This is a genomic window from Pseudomonas sp. GW823-FHT01D03, from assembly GCF_058798255.1.
This window is the reverse complement of the sequence record NZ_JBXAKK010000001.1, coordinates 2731384-2748757: the sequence shown is the minus strand read 5'-3', so window position 1 is coordinate 2748757 and position 17374 is coordinate 2731384. Positions and strand designations below refer to the sequence as shown.

Here is a 17374-nt window from a genome sequence, read left to right as displayed (position 1 = left end):
TCAAAGGGTTTTTGCCACGCGGTGAATCTCCCCCGCGTATTCAGCTCAACTGGAGCGCCGTGCCGGCTCGATGCCCAACGCCTCGGCGATACGCACAAGATCGGCCACCGAACGTGCGGCAAGTTTCCTCATCACCTGGCCGCGATGGACTTTAACCGTCACTTCGCTGAGGTTGAGTTGAGCGGCAATCTGCTTGTTCATCAGCCCGCTGATGACAAAACCGAGCACCTCGCGCTCACGCACCGTCAGTGTCTCGTAGGCCAGACGCAGGGCCGCACCGGATTGTTCGGCGATCAGTCGCGCACTGTCACGGGCCAATGCGCTGGCCACCGCATCGAGCATGTCCTGATCACGAAAAGGCTTGGCCAGAAAATCCACCGCCCCGGCCTTCATCGCCTTGACTGTCATGGCAATGTCGCCGTGGCCGGTCATAAACACCACGGGAATGCGCAGACCGTTTTTCTCCATTTGTTCCTGAACGATCAGGCCGCTTTCACCGCGCAAACGCACATCGAGCACCAGGCAACCGGGCGCGTCACGTCTGGCCGACGTGAGGAAGTCCCGGGAGGTTTCGAACGTCTGCACCTGCAGCCCGATCGAGCGCAGCAAACCGTCGAGGGCCTGACGCATGGACGCGTCGTCGTCGACCACATAAACCACCGGCTCCCCCAACGCGGGCGGTGTTGCGCTGGGGCTGGAATGCGACCACAGGGTCATCGTGAGTCCTCGGCGAGATCGCAACGCGTGCGATGTGCAGGTGAATAAATCTAGTCCATGATGGCGAACGCAGCCAGAGGCCAGCCAAACGGTCGCGCCACAGGCTAGCAGTGGGGACGCATTGCCGACAGGCCAGAAACCCCTGAAAATCGGCCACACCGCCGCCCCTCTGCCACCGTTTGAACAGGCCCGATTTCCATGTCCAGCGTTTCTCTGCAAACCCTCACCTGGCCCAGGCCTGAGCCGCGCGACGTGGTGTTTATTGCCTACCCGCGAATGAGTCTGCTCGACCTCAGTGGTGCGCAAACCGTGTTCTGGGCGGCGAGCAAAGCCTTGGCCGAACGCGGCCAACCCGGTTATCAACTGCACACCGCCAGCCTTGAAGGCGGCCTGGTCAACACCATCGAAGGCCTGGCCGTGGACACCCGGGCGCTGCACCAGCTCGACATGGCCGCGCTGGACACCCTGGTCGTGCCCGGCGCGCCCGATATTTGCCAGACCCTCGACGATCACGCCGGACTCACCGCGTGGCTACGGCATGAAAGCCAGGCCGCGCGACGTGTGGTTTCGGTGTGCAGCGGCGCCTTTCTGCTGGCTCAGGCCGGTTTGCTCGACGGTCGCCGCGCCGCCACGCATTGGGCCATGTGCGACACGTTGCGCGAGCGCTTTGCGGCGGTCGAGGTGGATGCCGATGCGATCTTCATTCAACAGGGCGCGGTGTGGACATCGGCCGGGGTCACGGCAGGAATCGATCTGGCTCTGGCACTGGTCGAGGCTGATTGCGGCCGTGAGGTGGCGTTGCAGGTCGCCCGCGAATTGGTGGTGTACCTCAAGCGTCCCGGTGGCCAGGCGCAATACAGCACCTTGCTGCAATCGCAGATGCAGGGCAGCCCGCAGTTCGACTCGTTGCACCTGTGGCTGATGGATCACTCAAGCGATCCGAAGCTGACAGTGGAACGCCTCGCCGAACAGGCCAAAATGAGCCTGCGCAATTTCACCCGGGTCTACAAACAGAGCACCGGTCACACGCCCTCCAGGGCCATCGAGCTGTTTCGCCTCGAAGCAGCCAGGCGTTTGCTGGAGACCTCGACGCACAACATCGACCAGGTCGCGCGTCTCAGTGGCTTCGGCGATGAAGAGCGTTTGCGCACCTGCTTCCAGCGTCATCTGTCGATTTCACCGCGTGACTATCGCAGCCGCTTCAGCCGCGAAGGCTGACGCCGTCAGCACTGACTGGCAAAGGGGCTGGCCGCGCTATACCTAGGTATAGTTTTGCGCCGCTGCCGACGGCGTATGGTGCAAGAACGACAGGAGTCGCCATGCGTGCCCATCCGGCCAGGGAGCCCTATGCAACATAAAGTTGTCATTGCCGTGGTTGACGACGACGAGGCCATTCGCCGTGCGCTGGAAAGCCTGTTGCGCGCCAGTGATTATCAAGTGCTTGGCTATTCGGGAGGGCAGGCTTTCCTTGAGTCGGAAGGTCCGGCGCAGACGCACTGTCTGATTTCCGATATCCAGATGCCGGGCATGAGCGGCCCGCAAATGCATGCCGCATTACACGCGCAAGGCTGGCGCATTCCAGTGATTTTTGTCACCGCCTGTCCCGATGAAATGAAGAACCGTCCCCCCGGCGTCATCGCCTGCCTGGCCAAACCCTTCCGCGCCGAAGACCTGCTCAGGCACATCGCGATCGCCCTGAACCAAACACCTCCCAAGTAGGAGCTGCCGAAGGCTGCGATCTTTTGACTTTGATCTTCAAAAAACAAGATCAAAAGATCGCAGCCTTCGGCAGCTCCTTGTATCTCGACTATCGCTCCGTCAGGAGCGATAGTTCTCGACTGATCATCGAGGGAGGGACTTGGAAGCCGTGCAGCTCCTTAGGCTTTTTGCCTGTGATGTAGATCGTGCTCCAGCCCTCCACACTCACTCATATAGTTCGAACGGTATCTTGGGCCCGTCTCTGGCGAGAGCTCGCATTCGCAAGGTTGGACAGAGTGCAGTGATGATCGAAAACGGATCAATGGAGAGACAGTCATGTCCAGTTTCGTCGGTGTCGATGTCGCTAAAAATACCTTTGATATCGCCACGCACTTGCCGAACGGCAAGCACAAAACCAAGGCCAAGCTGCCTAATAACTCGAAGGGTTTCAAAGAATTTGAAGCTTGGTTGAACAAGCAGGTCGAGCCTACAGCCTTGATCGTGATGGAAGCCACCAGCATCTATCACCTGGAACTTGCCGAGTTCGTCTACAGCAAGGGTTACCGGGTCTGTGTCGTCAATCCGGCCACGACCCATGCTTACGCCGACAGCGAGTTACGCCGGATCAAAACCGATAAAAGCGACGCCAAACTGATCGCTGATTTTGCTCGGGAAAAGGCTGAAAAGCTTCAGCTTTGGGCACCGGAGCCACTGAAATACCGCCAACTGAAGGCGATGGTGCGTCGGCTGGATGATCTTCAGGAAATGGAACAGATGGAGCTCAATCGTCTGGATGTGTCCGACGAAAAGGTCAAAGACTCGATCAACTCCGTTCTGCGCCACATCGAAAAAGAGATCGCTGAAACGCACAAAGCGATCAAGAAACACATCGACGATGATCCGGACATGCGCCAGATGCGCGACTTGATCGTGACCATCGACGGTATCGGGCAGAAAACCCTTGAGCGGCTGCTGGCCGAACTGGGCGACCTGCGCAAATATGACGACCCTCGCAAACTGGTCGCTGCTGCGGGGTTGAACCCAAAGCTGCAGGACTCGGGAAAGCTCAAAGGCAGAACAGTGATTTCCAGGATCGGATCGGCTCGCGTCCGCGCGGGTCTGTACATGCCAGGCCTGGTAGCGCTGAAGCACAACGAGGCGATCATCGCCATGAAGGAACGCTTGAAGGCCAATGGCAAGGCGCCCAAACAGATCATCTGTGCAGCCATGCGCAAGTTGCTGCACTTCGTTTACGGAGTGCTCAAATCGGGCCAACCATTTGACCCGAAATTGGCACTTGCCCGGTAAGGGGCAAGACGGTATCTACAGTTTGGCGTACCCGCCCGATACCTTCGTATACCCCCCTTCGACCCATGCGTAACCCGCATACACCGATGGACAACTGCGCCCGCAGCTTTTGCGCCATAGCATTGCTTTCGACAGCGGGCGATTAAGCGCCATGCAGTACGGCAAGCAGTTTGCGGCGGCCGGTGATCGTCACGCCAGAGTCGCAATCACGACTCGGTTTATCCATCCATCTGCGTCAGGGAGCACATTATGAAACAGCAATTATTGGTGATCGGTGCGGGGTTCGGCGGGTTGTGGAGCACGTTGAGCGCCGCGCGCTTGCTGGATATGCATGACCGCCACGATGTGCAGATCACACTGCTCGCCCCGCAAGCCGAACTGCGCATTCGTCCGCGTTTCTACGAGCCCGATGTTCAGAGCATGTGCGCGCCGCTGGATGCGCTGCTCGATGCCGTGGGCGTACGCTTCATCAAAGGCAGCGCCGAAAGCGTCGACAGCCAGGCGCGGCGTGTCGGTTATCGCGATGAGGCCGGCCGCCCCGGTGAACTGACCTACGATCGCCTGGTGCTGGCCAGCGGCAGCCAACTGGCCCGTCCGCCGGTACCCGGCCTGAAAGAACATGCGTTCGACGTCGACCAGATCGAATCGGCGGCCCGCCTCGAGCGCCATCTCCACTCGCTGGCCAAGCAACCTGTCAGCGCTGCGCGCAACACCGTGGTAATCGCCGGTGGTGGCTTCACCGGTATCGAAACCGCGACCGAAATGCCCAGCCGTCTGCGCGCCATTCTCGGTGCGGAGCAAGACGTTCGGGTGATCATCGTTGATCGCAGCAAAGACATCGCCGCGACCATGGGCGACGGCATTCGTCCGTCGATCATCGAGGCGTCAAAAGACCTGGGCATCGAATGGATCGTCGACGCGACCGTCGCCGCCGTGGATGCCAACGGCGTCACGCTCGCTGACGGTCGCCACATCGAGAGCAACACGGTGATCTGGACCGTGGGTTTCCGCGCCAGCCCGCTGACCGAACAGCTCGCCGCCGAGCGCGATGGCCAGGGGCGTCTGCACGTCGATGGCAACCTCAAAGTACAAGGCCTTGATCACGTATTCGCGGCCGGCGACGTCGCCCGCGCCGCCACCGACGACGTCGGCAACTTCTCGGTAATGTCCTGCCAGCACGCCATCAGCCTCGGTCGGCATGCCGGCAACAATGCCGTCGCCGATCTGCTGGGTGTGGCGCCAACCACTTACCGTCAGCCCAAGTACGTGACCTGCCTGGACCTGGGTGCCTGGGGCGCGGTGTACACCGAAGGCTGGGACCGCCAACTGAAACTGGTGCGAGCCGAAGCCAAGGAACTGAAGACACAAATCAACAGCGTGTGGATCTACCCGCCAGCCGCTGACCGGCGCACCGCCCTCGCCGCTGCCGACCCGATGATCCCCGTGGCCTGATCTCAACCCGGATTACCTTGCCTGATAAAAAGGAGAACACCATGACCTTGCCTCTGGATTCCTTCACCGCCAACCGCGCAACCCTGCAAACCCCGACCGAAGAACTGGTGCCGTCGCGCTATGCACTGCGCCTCGGTGACATCGACGTCATGGTCATCAGCGACGGCGTGCTGCCGCTGCCGACCCAGACCATGTCGACCAACGCCGATCCCGCCGACCGCGCTGCGTGGTTCAAAGAGATGTACCTGGGCCCCGACGCGTTCGACTGGGCACTCAACGTGCTGGTGGTGCGCAGCGGCGAGCAAGTCATCCTCGTCGACGCCGGCCTCGGCGGCCAGTTCCCCGGCTTCCCGCGTGCCGGGCAGTTTCCCAAACGCCTCGCGGCGGCCGGGATCGACCTCGCGGATGTCACCGATATCGTGATCACCCACATGCACATGGACCACATCGGCGGCCTGCTCGTCGACGCGGTGAAAAACCGTCTGCGCGACGACGTGCGTATCCACGTCACCGCCACCGAAGTCGACTTCTGGACCTCGCCGGACTTCACCTATACCGACATGCCCGCGCCGGTGCCGGACGTCTTGCGCTCCACCGCCAACGCGTTCATCGACCAGTACCAAAGCAAGCTGCGTATCTTCGAAGACCAATACCAAGTGGCCCCCGGCGTGGTCGCCAGGCTCACCGGCGGCCACACCCCGGGTCATTGCGTGGTCTACGTGACGTCCGGCGCCGAACGCCTTACCTTTGCCGGCGACGCCCTGTTCCCGGTAGCCTTCGACCACCCGGACTGGCACAACGGCTTCGAGCACGACCCCGAAGAAGCGGTGCGCGTGCGCGTACGGCTGCTGCAGGAAGCCGCCGCCAGCGGCGAACTGTTTGTCGCCACGCACCTGCCCTTCCCTTCGGTTGGCCGTGTCTCCGTCAACGGCGAAGCATTCCGCTGGATTCCGGCAATCTGGGATTATTGATCGCGATGGCGCAAAGCATCTTCGCCCGGCCTTTGCCGAGCGAAGATGCAATCCCCCTCACTCCAGCCCAAGCCCCGCACGCCCCAGCGGGTTCAGACTCTCCACACTAAAACGCTCCTCCCACGACCGCTCATAATCCTCACGCGGAAAATCATCCGGCGAAGCGCCCTGCTCGAATGCCCTGAACACATCTCGCGCATAACGCAGATTCTTCGGACACATCGGCGCCGCCGGCACGTACATCACGTTGCCCCAGCCCTGCTGGTTCTGCACCGGCGCGACGCTATGGATTACATCGCAATGCCACCACACCGAATCACCGGCCTGCACATCCGGAATCGGGCTCAAGCCCTCCACCAACAGCGGATGCCATTGCCTCGATACCGGCAGCACCTTGCCCGGCGCCACACCACACAACTCATCTTCGGGCACGTCATCGAGCAGCGGCCGCAATAGCAGATAGGCCATAGCCTTGGGGATCGGCAAGGTGTGCAGCACGCCTTGATCGGCCTGCATATCCGACAGCGCAGTCCAGCCCTGAAATGTGCGAAACGCCGAACACTTGACCGTGTCCTTGTAGGCGTACTCATCGACCTCGGTACGAAACGCCGCATCCCATGGGTCGTAGGCCGCGAAGTCATTGCTGTAGATTTTGTCGAAGACCTTCAGATACGCCGGATGCAGCCAGCGCTCCAACGCCCCGGAATCGGTGTGCGGCCCAAGGCCTTTTGAGTGTGTACCCGGCGGACGCCGGCGCACCCGATCCGGATACAGCGCATTGATGTCCGGATTGAACCAGTCCTGACCGTGCGAATGAGTCTTCCACAATCGATTGAGAAACGCCTGCGTCGTGCCCATCCGCTCATGCTGGCGCAACTGCATTTGCGACGCCGACCAGTAGATCGGAAAAATCTCCGGCCGCGACGCCTCCAGATTGCCAAAAAACTGGTCGACCGGCCCGCGATACAGCGCATCGAATCGATTCTTGTCGAGGTAATCCAGCAACCCCTGATCCCACTGCAGCACCTGCTCGCGGGGGAAGTGATTGCGGATCACTACGCAGCCGCGACGCTTGATCAACGCCAACTGCTCGCCAGTCACTGTGCCGCTGGCGATGTCGGCGAACTCCAGCACCGGCCAGCCCGACCCGGTCTGTGCCTCCTGCGCTTTGATCGACGCAATCTCGCCGGCAATAAACTCACTGACCTCGGCGAACAGCCCCTGCACATCGCCGATCTGCGCGCGCAAGATGCGTTTCATTTTGACGACACTGTCGCGGTAATTCTCCGGCAGCGTTGCGCTCTCGAATGCCTGGTATTTGCTCATCGGGGGACCTGCAGACCTTGTTGTTGGTGCAGGTATGGGATCACTTCCGAGGGTGGCGGCGGCAGCCTGATTTGCCGCGTCGGCTAATACGATTGTGGCGTTTAGCAGCGCGCCGCTTACAGAAAGTGATGACCGTGCTGACGACGAAACTCCGAAGGCGTCAGCCCCTTCAACGCCTTGAACTGGCGATTGAACAGCGCCAGCGACGAATACCCCACTGCCTCGGCGATCAGCGAAACCGTCGAGTGCCCCTGCATCAACAGCGCACAGGCATGTCCGACCCTTAGCCGTACGATGTAGTCCAGCGCCGTACAGCGCGTATGACGGCGGAACATCCGATGGAACGCCGACACACTGACGCAGGCCATCTCGGCCAACGCTGGAATGCTGATGGCCTCGGTGTAGTGACCGTGCACGTAATCGAGAACCCGATGAATTCGCGGGTCTTCGACAATCTGACTGCCAGCCTGCGAGCTCGACGCAGAGGGGATTCGCCTGGCATCGACGTCCCGCGTCAGTTTGCTCAACACGGTCAACAGCGCGATCAGACGCTCGGCCGGCTCCTGCTCGACCATCGCCTCAATCAGCGGCCTAGTCTCCCGCGACGTCGCCGCACTGAAACTCAACGCCTGCCGCGCCGCCGCGAGCAATTGCCGAACCGATCCCATTTCCGGAAACAACGTCACCAACGACTCCGCCCACTCCGTCGAAAACCAGATCACCAGCGCTACATGCGGTTGCCCATGGTCGACCCGCTCCGCCGACGACCAGCTATGCGGCACATTCGGCCCGACCAGAATCAGATCGCCGTCATCGTAAGGCGCCACGTCATTGCCGATGTAGCGATGGCCACGACTGTTCAACGTCAGCGTCAGCTCGTACTCGGGATGGTGATGCCATTCGAACGGAATCGCCTCCGGCAGACGCCGGTTCAGCAGCGTCCAGGAAGCAGTGGCTTCGGTGGGGATCTTTTCGAAACTGGGTTTCATGGTGACCGATTCTGCTCTTTGGTGTGGGTGGCGCGCCACGATCGTATCACCGCGATCGAAATGCTCAAGCCGCGAATCGGTCAGTTTCTCGCTCGTGTTTAAGGTTTTGCCAAAGCCGTTTAAAGACACCCAGTGTTACGTCATCCCAGGCTACAACGCCTTGCGCCATTGCCTACGACTACGCCAGAATCCGCCGGCTTGTGCGCCCAGGGTGCGGGTTCTATCGTGGGTCGGTCGCTGAAAAGCAGCGATCGGGTTTGGTAGCCCGGCACTTCCAGGTCGCATAGCTCCCCTTATGCAGAGGTCGATTTCTCGTCCCTGTTTTATGGTGGTCATGCGTAGGGCGTCTTAGGGCGCGCCGGGCTCCTGGGCCGGTCTACCAACCTGTGCATGGCCGCCACCCTTCGTTTGGTAGCGAAGCGTGATGGCTCCTTAATCGCTTTCCCAGGAGTTTCATCATGTTCAAAGTCACACCGAACCCACCCGAAACCGAAACGGTCTCCCCCTACGAATCCCCCGATTCCCGAAAACTCAGCGAAGCCGCCGAACGCGCCCTCGACCACTACCTCAACCCCGCCAGCCAGATCATGGCCACGCCCTACACACCCAACGCCATGTTCCTCGCCAACCCCAAAATCGCCACCGAGGAATTGCTGGCGAACGCCAGTGAATCACTGGGTTCAGCGACAGTGATGTTGGGGGATGTGGCGGCGTTGGTAGAGGGGCCGATTCGCAAGACGCTGCTGGGCATTGCGCAGGTGGTGATGCTGGGGGAACTGGCGGTGAATCAGGCGTTGGATAATTTTGTGCCTTTAGACTAAAAATAGTCCCTCTATGCCAAATAAATTTATTTTTTGTCACAGAGGGATAAAAAAGTAAAAAACATTCAACATAAACTAGCTAGTACTAGACGGTGATTGTGACTCAGATCCACCGTCCCTGATACAATCCTCTCCTAATTTAAATCTCATTAAAGCGTAGAGCTAACTATTAACCAGTAGAGACATCTACAGAATCCAAGCGTATTTTTTGACTAAAAACGTCTATGGAATTAATTAAAAAATCAACCTTATCACCACGCTTGTAATCTCTTTCAACAAAGTCCTTTGGCAACTGATTGGGATGCACATACACGGTCATCCCTAAGTTCATTTTAACTATCAAACCATTCTTCGCATACCTTACAACCTCACATGTGTATTGCTTTCCAGGCGTATACAGCAACTCAGCATCTTGCCAAATAGCTGGTAGAACGTTTCTTTTAAAAGCGTTAAGGCTCGGCTCCATTTCCGATATAGAAGCCAGACTAGCAAGACTACTATTTTCCAAATAACTAGAAGTACTAGCCAACAAAGACTCGTACTGCTTTTTGATATAGTTATAAAAATCTACTGCATTCTGATATGCGGTGCGTTGATTGTACTGCAACTCAAGTGACTTTATCCTCTCGGCTATTTCTCTGGCCGTTTTCTCTTCAGTGTACAAGGTGTCCTCAGCAAGTGCAGCCAAATAACTAACATTAGTCAACAAATCTAAGTGCACGAAGCCTGCGGGCGCAAGCTTAATCAAGTTGCTATCAGTAATTTCTGAAACTGTGAAATCCTCGGAGACAACACAGTGTCCAGCAAGCAAGAACTCCAAGTCTCTTATAATCACATCAGATTCAAGCCCAAGCGGAATCAACTCTGACTTCAATTCGATCACCGGAAAATATCCTTGAACACCGGAAGGACCAATATTATGAAACTTTTGCTTTAACCACCTAAGAATCATAAGCCGAGAGAAATAGTTACCTCTCTTACCAAAGGACAGAGTAGTAAAAAGATTTTTAACATGCGAATGATCCCCATCATAATATCTTCTATTCATCCGCAAGAGAACTCTGGACACAATATGTAACGGTAAGGTATGCATCCCTTGTGACTGTCGAATCTTGAATATTTCATCTTCCGCAATATGCCCACTTGTGCAAAACTCCAGAAATATCTCCAGCGCCCTCCTAATATTACGAGCCGATAACCCAACTATAATCCTACGCACATATTTATCATTTTCAAAGATAGACTTTAAGATACACGTCAAATAAAACGAGGTATCATTCTTACTATATTCAACCGTATACCCATTTGGCAGTTCATAAGTCAGCATATTTTGCCCACCGTTACCATCCAGAGCCCTTAAGGCAAGCTGTACGCGCTTGGCAAGAACACTCTGAAACAACGGCGGCTCTATCCTAAATACAAGATCTTTCAGCGCTGTATCTAAGGGTGGATGATCTCTATGGTTGTCATATGTTTCTTCTCTTAACGGGAGTATCACAAGCGATCGGAATTCTTTTTGCAGCCATTGAGCCGCTTGAAACATTAGCAACTGCTCATCCAAGGTTCGCTTATCGCAATTATCTAAAACGATTATTAGAAGCTTACCCCTCTCAGTTGCGCAAAACCTTGTATATGCTAGCGCGGAAAGATGAATATCTGACTCTAAATCTTCAATTTTTTCACCGAGCTTAATATTATACTCCGCTCCTCCTTCATACAATGGCCTGTAAACCTTCTCAAAACGATTCAACTCAACCGAGTAAACCTTCTTAACAGCCTCCAGCGTATCAAAGTCATACTGTGGAGTATTAGCCTTACAGCCTTCTATTATTTCATTTCGTAACCAATCATAAATCTCATCAGGAGACACTGGAGATTCGTTCATATTAATGCGAACCCACACCGTCCTATCAATTACATCGCTTGGCAACGCCACCTCTTTAAGATAATCAATAAAAGTCGTTTTACCCGACCCCACACTTCCTACTAGAAGAACAACTTTTCGCTCAAGAAATTTACTTTGCTTAGCCAGAACCGAAACTATCTCTCGAGGTACCGAAGTATCTTCGATTGTAGTTGCATTAATCTCACTCGGAGGCTTAGCTGCGCGAATTAACCTATCAATTGGTTCAATAAACCTTTCGCGCCTCTTTGAAGGTATATATCCATTTTTTGCGATAAATATTCTATCTTCAATAGTCGCAGGATTGAAAATATGCCCCAAATCAGAAGCTATATTGGCACCAAAAGAATTATGTCCAATTTCTTCATCCTGAACTGCACGCCCCCCTACTAGCCTACGCGGCTTGGATAAATATCCAGAAGCTAGTTCTTGATTAAATCTCTCCACAAAAACTTCCAATACACCTCTGGAAAATCCCTTGAATAAATCATGATAGTTTTGAGACGAAGCGACCAATTCAGAAATATTCATAACTAGCTGCGGCTTAATATTGTCACTTGAGCCAGCCAAAAGAACGACACCATTTGTCGCGATCACCTTGCGAACAGGATTAACACCGATAGGAAAATAGGCATTGAGTTCATTAGCATAAAGTCGCGCCTCTCTAAATGCATCTTCCACATCGGCATCGCTGGGCTTTTTTGCCTCTATTACGAGCAATGGAAACCCACCAATCACCACCATATAATCTGGATAGTATATTTTTTTCTTGGTATCTTTATCTATCGAAAGCTTACGAATATCACCTTTAGTTATAATCTCGGCAGACTGATATTGAAGCCCAACCTCATCGAACGCAACGAGAAGCGGGTAAATTATTTTCTGTTCCACGTCACTTTCAGTAACGACTGCATCTTTAGCCGGCAATTCAAATTTTATCGCCATTCTTTCAATCCCTTAAATAACGACTTTACTTTTGAGCTTTTGTTAAAGGCTTTTCACAGGAGGCTATCTGTGCGCTTTCCGTATCAAGCTTGTCGGCTCATAGAATAGGGGATCGAAACAATTTGCAAGAAGCACGTTGTGAGCTGCCCTAGATGCGCTATGGCGTTACATGGTTCCCGATCATAACGTCCGAACCTGTAAGAGGAGCTAACACGTTCATTCGCCTCAATTTTTTGACTATAAACTATTCATCTTTTGATCCCCCCCTTCCCTATAGTCATCTCCGTGTCACCCAAGCTTGTTAACCTTTCATTTCTACCCTAGAGCGTCAATAAAAGGTGCCCCCAAGGTGTCCCCACCCCCGCCTCGCCAAAAAATCATCCTCCGCTCCGAAAACCTCCACTCCGATGACTTCGGCGCCCTCTTCTCCCGGCTCTTCGGCAATCGCTACGCCGACAACCCGCCGATCCCCTCCAACATCATCATCGGCGGCGTCTACGGGCGGCACGACGGGGTCAGTTTCCGGCGTATGAATTACCACGGTGATTTCACCGTCACCTTCCCCGATCCGCAGGACGAGATCACGTTTGTGATTCCCACGGCGGGCAAGATTGTGTTCAACCACCGCACCCAGTCCGTCGGTGTGGCGCAGGTGGGGTTGGCGATTGATAAGGCGGATATCCGTTCGATGCGGTTTCTCGACAATCACGCGCAGCACGGGATTTCGGTGAATCGGGGGCATTTGACGGAGCGGTTGGCGGCGTTGTTGGGGCGGCCGATTGTGCAGAAGATTGTGTTTGAGCCGGTGGTGGATCTGCACTCGGCAGCGTTTGGTGGGATCAAGGCGTTGATTGATCTAGCGACGGGGACGGAGTTTGATTTGTTGCTCAACAGCGGCACGCTGATGCCGTCGCGGTTGCGCGAGATGTTGATCGATGCGGTGCTGGAGGCGTGGCCGCACAATTTTACCGAGGCGTTGCGCCAGCCGGCGCCGAGGGTGGCGCCGCGGCATGTGAAGTTGGCGATGGAGTTTATTCAGGCGCATCCGGAGCAATTGGTGAGTGGCGTGGAGTTGGCGCGGTTGAGCAATGTCAGTCAGCGTGCATTGCAGGAGGGGTTTCGGCGGTTTGTCGGGATGTCCATTGTGGCGTATCAGCGGCAGGTGCGGCTGGAGCGGGCTTTCGAGGCGCTGGGGCAACGGCATTCGGCATCGGTGACGGAGGTGGCGCTGCGTTTTGGCTTCAGTAATGTCGGGCGGTTTTGTCAGTATTTTCAACAGGCGTATGGGGTGAGTCCGGCGCAGTTGAGGGGGAGAGGTTGATTGGTTTATCGGCGGACAATGCTGGTAGGTCAGTTGATGGTGATGTTGGCTGACATGGCGCCTTCGCGAGCAAGCTCGCTCCCACAGGGTTAATTGGTGGACTCAGGATTGGCGGCTGGTCGGTGACACGGCTGATGTGCTGGACTCAGGTTTGGCGGCTGGCCGGGATCTGAATGTGGGAGCGGGCTTGCTCGCGAATGCGGTGGATCAGTTGATGGTGATGTTGGCTGACATGGCGCCTTCGCGAGCAAGCTCGCTCCCACAGGGTTAGTTGGTGGGCTCAGGACTGGCGCTGGTCGGTGACACGGCTGATGTGCTGGACTCAGGTTTGGCGGCTGGCCGGGATCCAAATGTGGGAGCAACTGTCTTACTGCGACCGTTCGTCACCGCCACTCTGTGCCGTCTCGCAGCATGGCATTCAATCTGATCAGCAGTATTCGCATGCAGGCGATGAGCGCGACTTTCGCGCTCTTGCCTCGTTCTCTTAGTGATTCATAGCGGGCCTTGAAATCGGCTTGATGGCGGATAACGACCCAGCACGACATGTAAAGCGCACGTCTGACGCGTGCTCTCCCTCCGTAAATCTGACGTTTCCCGCTGTGATTACCGCTGTCGTCGTTATAGGGGGCGATTCCCGCCAAGGCGGCGATCTCCCTGCGATCCAGCTCGCCGAGTTCGGGTAGATAAACCATCAAGCTGGCGGTCGCCACAGTGCCGATGCCTTTGACGGAGATAAGCCGATCGGCTTTTTCCGCATCCAGCTCACGCATGCTTCGATCAATGGCTTTGCCAAACTGTTTGATCTGAGTCTGCAGGTAGCGAATATGATCCTTGATCGCCTCTATGGCCGCGGGCAACTGGGCCTGTTGCAGCCGGCGCTTGTTGTCATCACGCTGCTGGACGAAGTGCTCGCGTAATTGAATCAACTCGCGCAGGGCTTCACGCTCAGGCGAGATGGGCTTTTCGCGAGACGCATGCAACGCTTCGGCAAAGTCGGCGAGAACCGCCGCGTCGATGGGATCGGTTTTGGCGTTCTTGCCCATTGCTACGGCAAAGGCTCTGGCCCGGCGAGGATTGATCCTCAACACGCTGAAACTTGCCTGCTGCAATGCCGCCATGACCTTGCGTTCATAGCCGCCTGTGGCTTCCAGCAATACACGGCCAACCGTGTACTGAGCTAAACGTGCGATCAGCACATCAAAGCCTTCAACCGTATTGGGAACTTCAAAGCCGTCTTTCTGTGGTTGAACCCAGACGACGAGATTGGATTTGGAGATATCGATGCCGACCCAGGAAATCATGGCAAAACCCTCTTACACTCAGAAGTGAGAGTGCTCTGGCTTTGCCCACGCTTGTGATTCGAGTGGCGCTCGTCCAACTGTTCGGGCTTAGGGGCCAGAGTAGAAAGGTGGATGGCAGCTTTGCTCCCACTCGTGCTTTAAGCACCGCGGACTCACAGCTTGCCATCCACCCCTCTCACCCCAGAGTTTATCCCCTTACTCAGACACAAGCGGGCTTGCTCGCGAATGCGGTGGGTCAGGCGAGGTGATGGTGACTGACATGGCCTCTTCGCGAGCAAGCCCGCTCCCACAGGTTTTTGCGGTGACTCAGGGTTGGCCGTTCCCTGCTCCACCATATTTTGCTGATGCTTTGTCAATGGTGGTCATCCTTGACCTTGCGCTGTCGTCCCAGCTTTAGAACGCGTAGCTGGCCTTGAGGCTGCCACTGAAGCCGTGGCTGTCACCACCGCCGCTGGCACCGACTTCTGCGCCGACGCTGACCGCGCCGAGGCTGGCCATCAGGTTGACGCCGCCGCTGAACTGGTCACGGTTGTCGAAGGCGGCGCGTTGTTCGATGTCGAGGCCCAGCAGGTGGCTTTGGCTGTTGACGTCGTTGTTGCCCAGGGTGCGTTCGTAGCCGACTTGCACGCCCGGCACCAGTTGCCACGCGCCCATCGCCACCGAGGCAAATGCCACGTTGAGGTTGGCGACGGCACTGCGGCGGGTGGCGGTGTTGTCGTCGATGTCGAGTGACAGTTCGCTGCCCTTCTCTTTGAAGCCTTTGAGGTCAAGGTGGCTGACGCGCAAGCCGAGACTCGGTTCGAGGATCATGCCGTTGACCGGGGCGCGGTAACCCAGCGCCAGCGTCGCGCCGGTGAGGTTGCCGTGGGTGTCGCCCTTGGCCGTGCCGAGGCCGCCGCCGAGTTCGCGTTTGCTGTCATAATCGACGTAGCCGGCGCTGGCGTTGGCGTCGACGAACAGGCCGCGTTCCAGACTGGTGAAGCCGTAACGCGCACCGAGGTTGAAGAAGGTGAAATCGGTATCGGCCTCGCCGCCCGCGCCGCCGACGGTGCCTTTGCTGTAGCCGAAACCGCCGCGTGCGCTGAGTTGTTCGGAGAAGCGCTGGGTGATGCCGACCATCAGGCCCTGACTGTGTTCGTTGCTGCTCTCGGCGTGGGACGAGCCGTCGGTGCCGAGGTAACCGGCGAGCGCGGTGGTCCACAAACGGTATTGCCCGACTTTCAGATCGGTGCCGCTGGCGTAAGGCGCGGCGGCTTGTTCAATCAACGCGTTCTGCCGCAGCAAGTAGCTGGCGGCGTCGGCGTGAACCTGGCCGCCGACCTGAGACTCGACACCGCCGAGGGTGCCGGCGTCGATCGCCGATTGCAGGTAGGAGTTGTAGGCGCTGTAGGTGCCGGACAGGTTGCTGTTCTGCAATTCGCGGAGCAATTCGGCACCGGCAGCGGCGTTGCCGATCAGCCCGGCCTGACCCGGCAGGCTGTTGTACTCGACCAGTTTACCGCGCAACACGTAGATGGTTTCCTGCGACAGGCCGAGGCCTTGCTTGAGGTAGTTGTCCATGCTGCCGTATTCGGCGGTGACCTCGTCGAGACCGGCCTGCAAGTAGCTGGCCTGCACACCGAGCAGTGGCGCGTAGACCGAAGCCATGCTCGGCGGCAGCGCCTTGAGGGTCGCGGCGACGCGGGCGGCGGTGTAGTCGTTGGTCGCCAGGTAGTTGGCCATGATGGTCGCATTGTCGACCCCGGCGATGCTCTGCAACACGGCGGCGGTCCATCCGGTGCGGTCCTTGCCGGCGGTGCAGTGAAACAGTTGAGCGCCATCGGTGCTGGCCAGCTCGTTGAACAGCTTGCCGAACTGACCGCGCATCCCCGCATCGCTGACGAAGGCGCGGTTGGTCTGCTCCATCATGGCGATGGCGTCGGCAGCGCTTTTGAACGACACACTGGTGATGTTCGCGCCCGAGGTGGTGCTGCCGATGATGTCGATGTTCTGGTAGGTCGCGCCGGTCAGCATCGTGTCCGGCGTACCGGCGATTTCGCTCGGCGTGCGCAAGTCGTAGACGGCTTTAATGCCAAGGCTGTTGAGGGTCGCCAGATCCGCTGCCGACGGCGTGATCGCGTTGGAGCGGTAGAACACGCCGCCACGCATGGTGCCGTCGTGGGCCGTGGAGTACGCGGTGGTGAGGCCGGCGACATCGCGGAAGTTGTCGATGCTTTGCAGGCGCGGCGTGTCGAGCACCACAGGTTCGGCGGCGTGGGCAGCGGCGATGGACAGGCTCAAAACGGACAGCGAACACACAAGACGTTGAAACACAGTGCAGCCTCATTGGAATTAGCGTTGGGCTGGCTACTATCTGCAATCAACTGATACCGAATATGACAGAACGACTGCGCAAGGAAATGGCTGCGCGATCGGGCCGTGGGCCGCGTTTTTTGTCCGTATCTGCCGGAGAGCCACTGGAGGAGTGAGCCTGCTCGCGATAGCGGTGTGTCAGACAACGCAAATGTCAGCGATATACCGCTATCGCGAGCAGGCTCACTCCTACAGGGTTCGGTGATGAATGTGGAGTTTTCGGTTGAAGGCGATTCCGTCCATAATCCCTCCCCCAAATGGACTGACACA

General features: G+C 57.0%; 13 protein-coding genes. 7 read left to right on the top strand and 6 right to left on the bottom strand.

The window, feature by feature from the left end:
* Positions 1-45 precede the first annotated feature (45 nt).
* Positions 46-717, bottom strand: coding sequence for a response regulator transcription factor (locus AC1RBR_RS11960; protein ID WP_492564532.1), 672 nt, complete (start codon positions 715-717; stop codon positions 46-48).
* Positions 718-915: 198 nt separating this feature from the next.
* Here AC1RBR_RS11960 and AC1RBR_RS11955 point away from each other — a divergent pair, with 198 nt between their 5' ends.
* The 5 genes from AC1RBR_RS11955 to AC1RBR_RS11935 all read left to right on the top strand — a co-directional run bounded on the left by AC1RBR_RS11955 (position 916) and on the right by AC1RBR_RS11935 (position 6146).
* Positions 916-1935, top strand: a complete 1020-nt coding sequence (locus AC1RBR_RS11955) for a GlxA family transcriptional regulator (protein ID WP_492564531.1) — start codon at positions 916-918, stop codon at positions 1933-1935.
* Between the two features lie 129 nt (positions 1936-2064).
* Complete coding sequence (locus AC1RBR_RS11950; protein ID WP_492564529.1) at positions 2065-2436, top strand: response regulator transcription factor; 372 nt, start codon at positions 2065-2067, stop codon at positions 2434-2436.
* 315 nt (positions 2437-2751) lie between these two features.
* The gene (locus tag AC1RBR_RS11945) at positions 2752-3723 is read left to right on the top strand and encodes an IS110 family RNA-guided transposase (RefSeq protein WP_492563214.1); all 972 of its coding nucleotides are present in this window, start codon (positions 2752-2754) and stop codon (positions 3721-3723) included.
* Positions 3724-3972: 249 nt separating this feature from the next.
* The gene (locus AC1RBR_RS11940; RefSeq protein ID WP_492564528.1) at positions 3973-5175 is read left to right on the top strand and encodes an NAD(P)/FAD-dependent oxidoreductase; all 1203 of its coding nucleotides are present in this window, start codon (positions 3973-3975) and stop codon (positions 5173-5175) included.
* Positions 5176-5216: 41 nt separating this feature from the next.
* Positions 5217-6146 (top strand): MBL fold metallo-hydrolase, encoded by a 930-nt coding sequence (locus AC1RBR_RS11935; RefSeq protein ID WP_007969052.1) that lies wholly within the window; start codon positions 5217-5219, stop codon positions 6144-6146.
* Between the two features lie 57 nt (positions 6147-6203).
* Here AC1RBR_RS11935 and AC1RBR_RS11930 read toward each other — a convergent pair whose 3' ends face one another.
* Entirely contained in the window at positions 6204-7472 is a 1269-nt protein-coding gene (locus AC1RBR_RS11930; RefSeq protein WP_492564525.1) for a DUF1479 domain-containing protein, read from the bottom strand.
* 116 nt (positions 7473-7588) lie between these two features.
* Complete coding sequence (locus tag AC1RBR_RS11925; RefSeq protein ID WP_492564524.1) at positions 7589-8461, bottom strand: helix-turn-helix domain-containing protein; 873 nt, start codon at positions 8459-8461, stop codon at positions 7589-7591.
* Positions 8462-8919: 458 nt separating this feature from the next.
* On the opposite strand from AC1RBR_RS11925, the gene AC1RBR_RS11920 reads away from it, so the two are divergent.
* Positions 8920-9282, top strand: a complete 363-nt coding sequence (locus AC1RBR_RS11920) for a DUF6124 family protein (protein WP_492564522.1) — start codon at positions 8920-8922, stop codon at positions 9280-9282.
* Between the two features lie 169 nt (positions 9283-9451).
* On the opposite strand, the gene AC1RBR_RS11915 is transcribed toward AC1RBR_RS11920, so the two are convergent.
* Positions 9452-12130 carry a type I restriction endonuclease gene (locus AC1RBR_RS11915; RefSeq protein ID WP_492564520.1) on the bottom strand — a complete coding sequence of 893 codons (2679 nt, stop codon included), beginning with the start codon at positions 12128-12130 and terminating at the stop codon, positions 9452-9454.
* 349 nt (positions 12131-12479) lie between these two features.
* Between AC1RBR_RS11915 and AC1RBR_RS11910 the strand changes: the two genes are divergently transcribed.
* Positions 12480-13451: an AraC family transcriptional regulator gene (locus AC1RBR_RS11910; protein ID WP_492564518.1), complete on the top strand. Its 972-nt coding sequence runs from the start codon at positions 12480-12482 to the stop codon at positions 13449-13451.
* A 383-nt stretch (positions 13452-13834) separates the two neighbouring features.
* Here AC1RBR_RS11910 and AC1RBR_RS11905 read toward each other — a convergent pair whose 3' ends face one another.
* On the bottom strand, positions 13835-14752 hold the full coding sequence (locus AC1RBR_RS11905) for an IS110 family RNA-guided transposase (RefSeq protein ID WP_480403306.1): 918 nt from the start codon (positions 14750-14752) through the stop codon (positions 13835-13837).
* A gap of 393 nt (positions 14753-15145) precedes the next feature.
* Positions 15146-17065, bottom strand: coding sequence for a tyrosine-protein phosphatase (locus tag AC1RBR_RS11900; protein ID WP_492564516.1), 1920 nt, complete (start codon positions 17063-17065; stop codon positions 15146-15148).
* Positions 17066-17374: the final 309 nt, after the last annotated feature.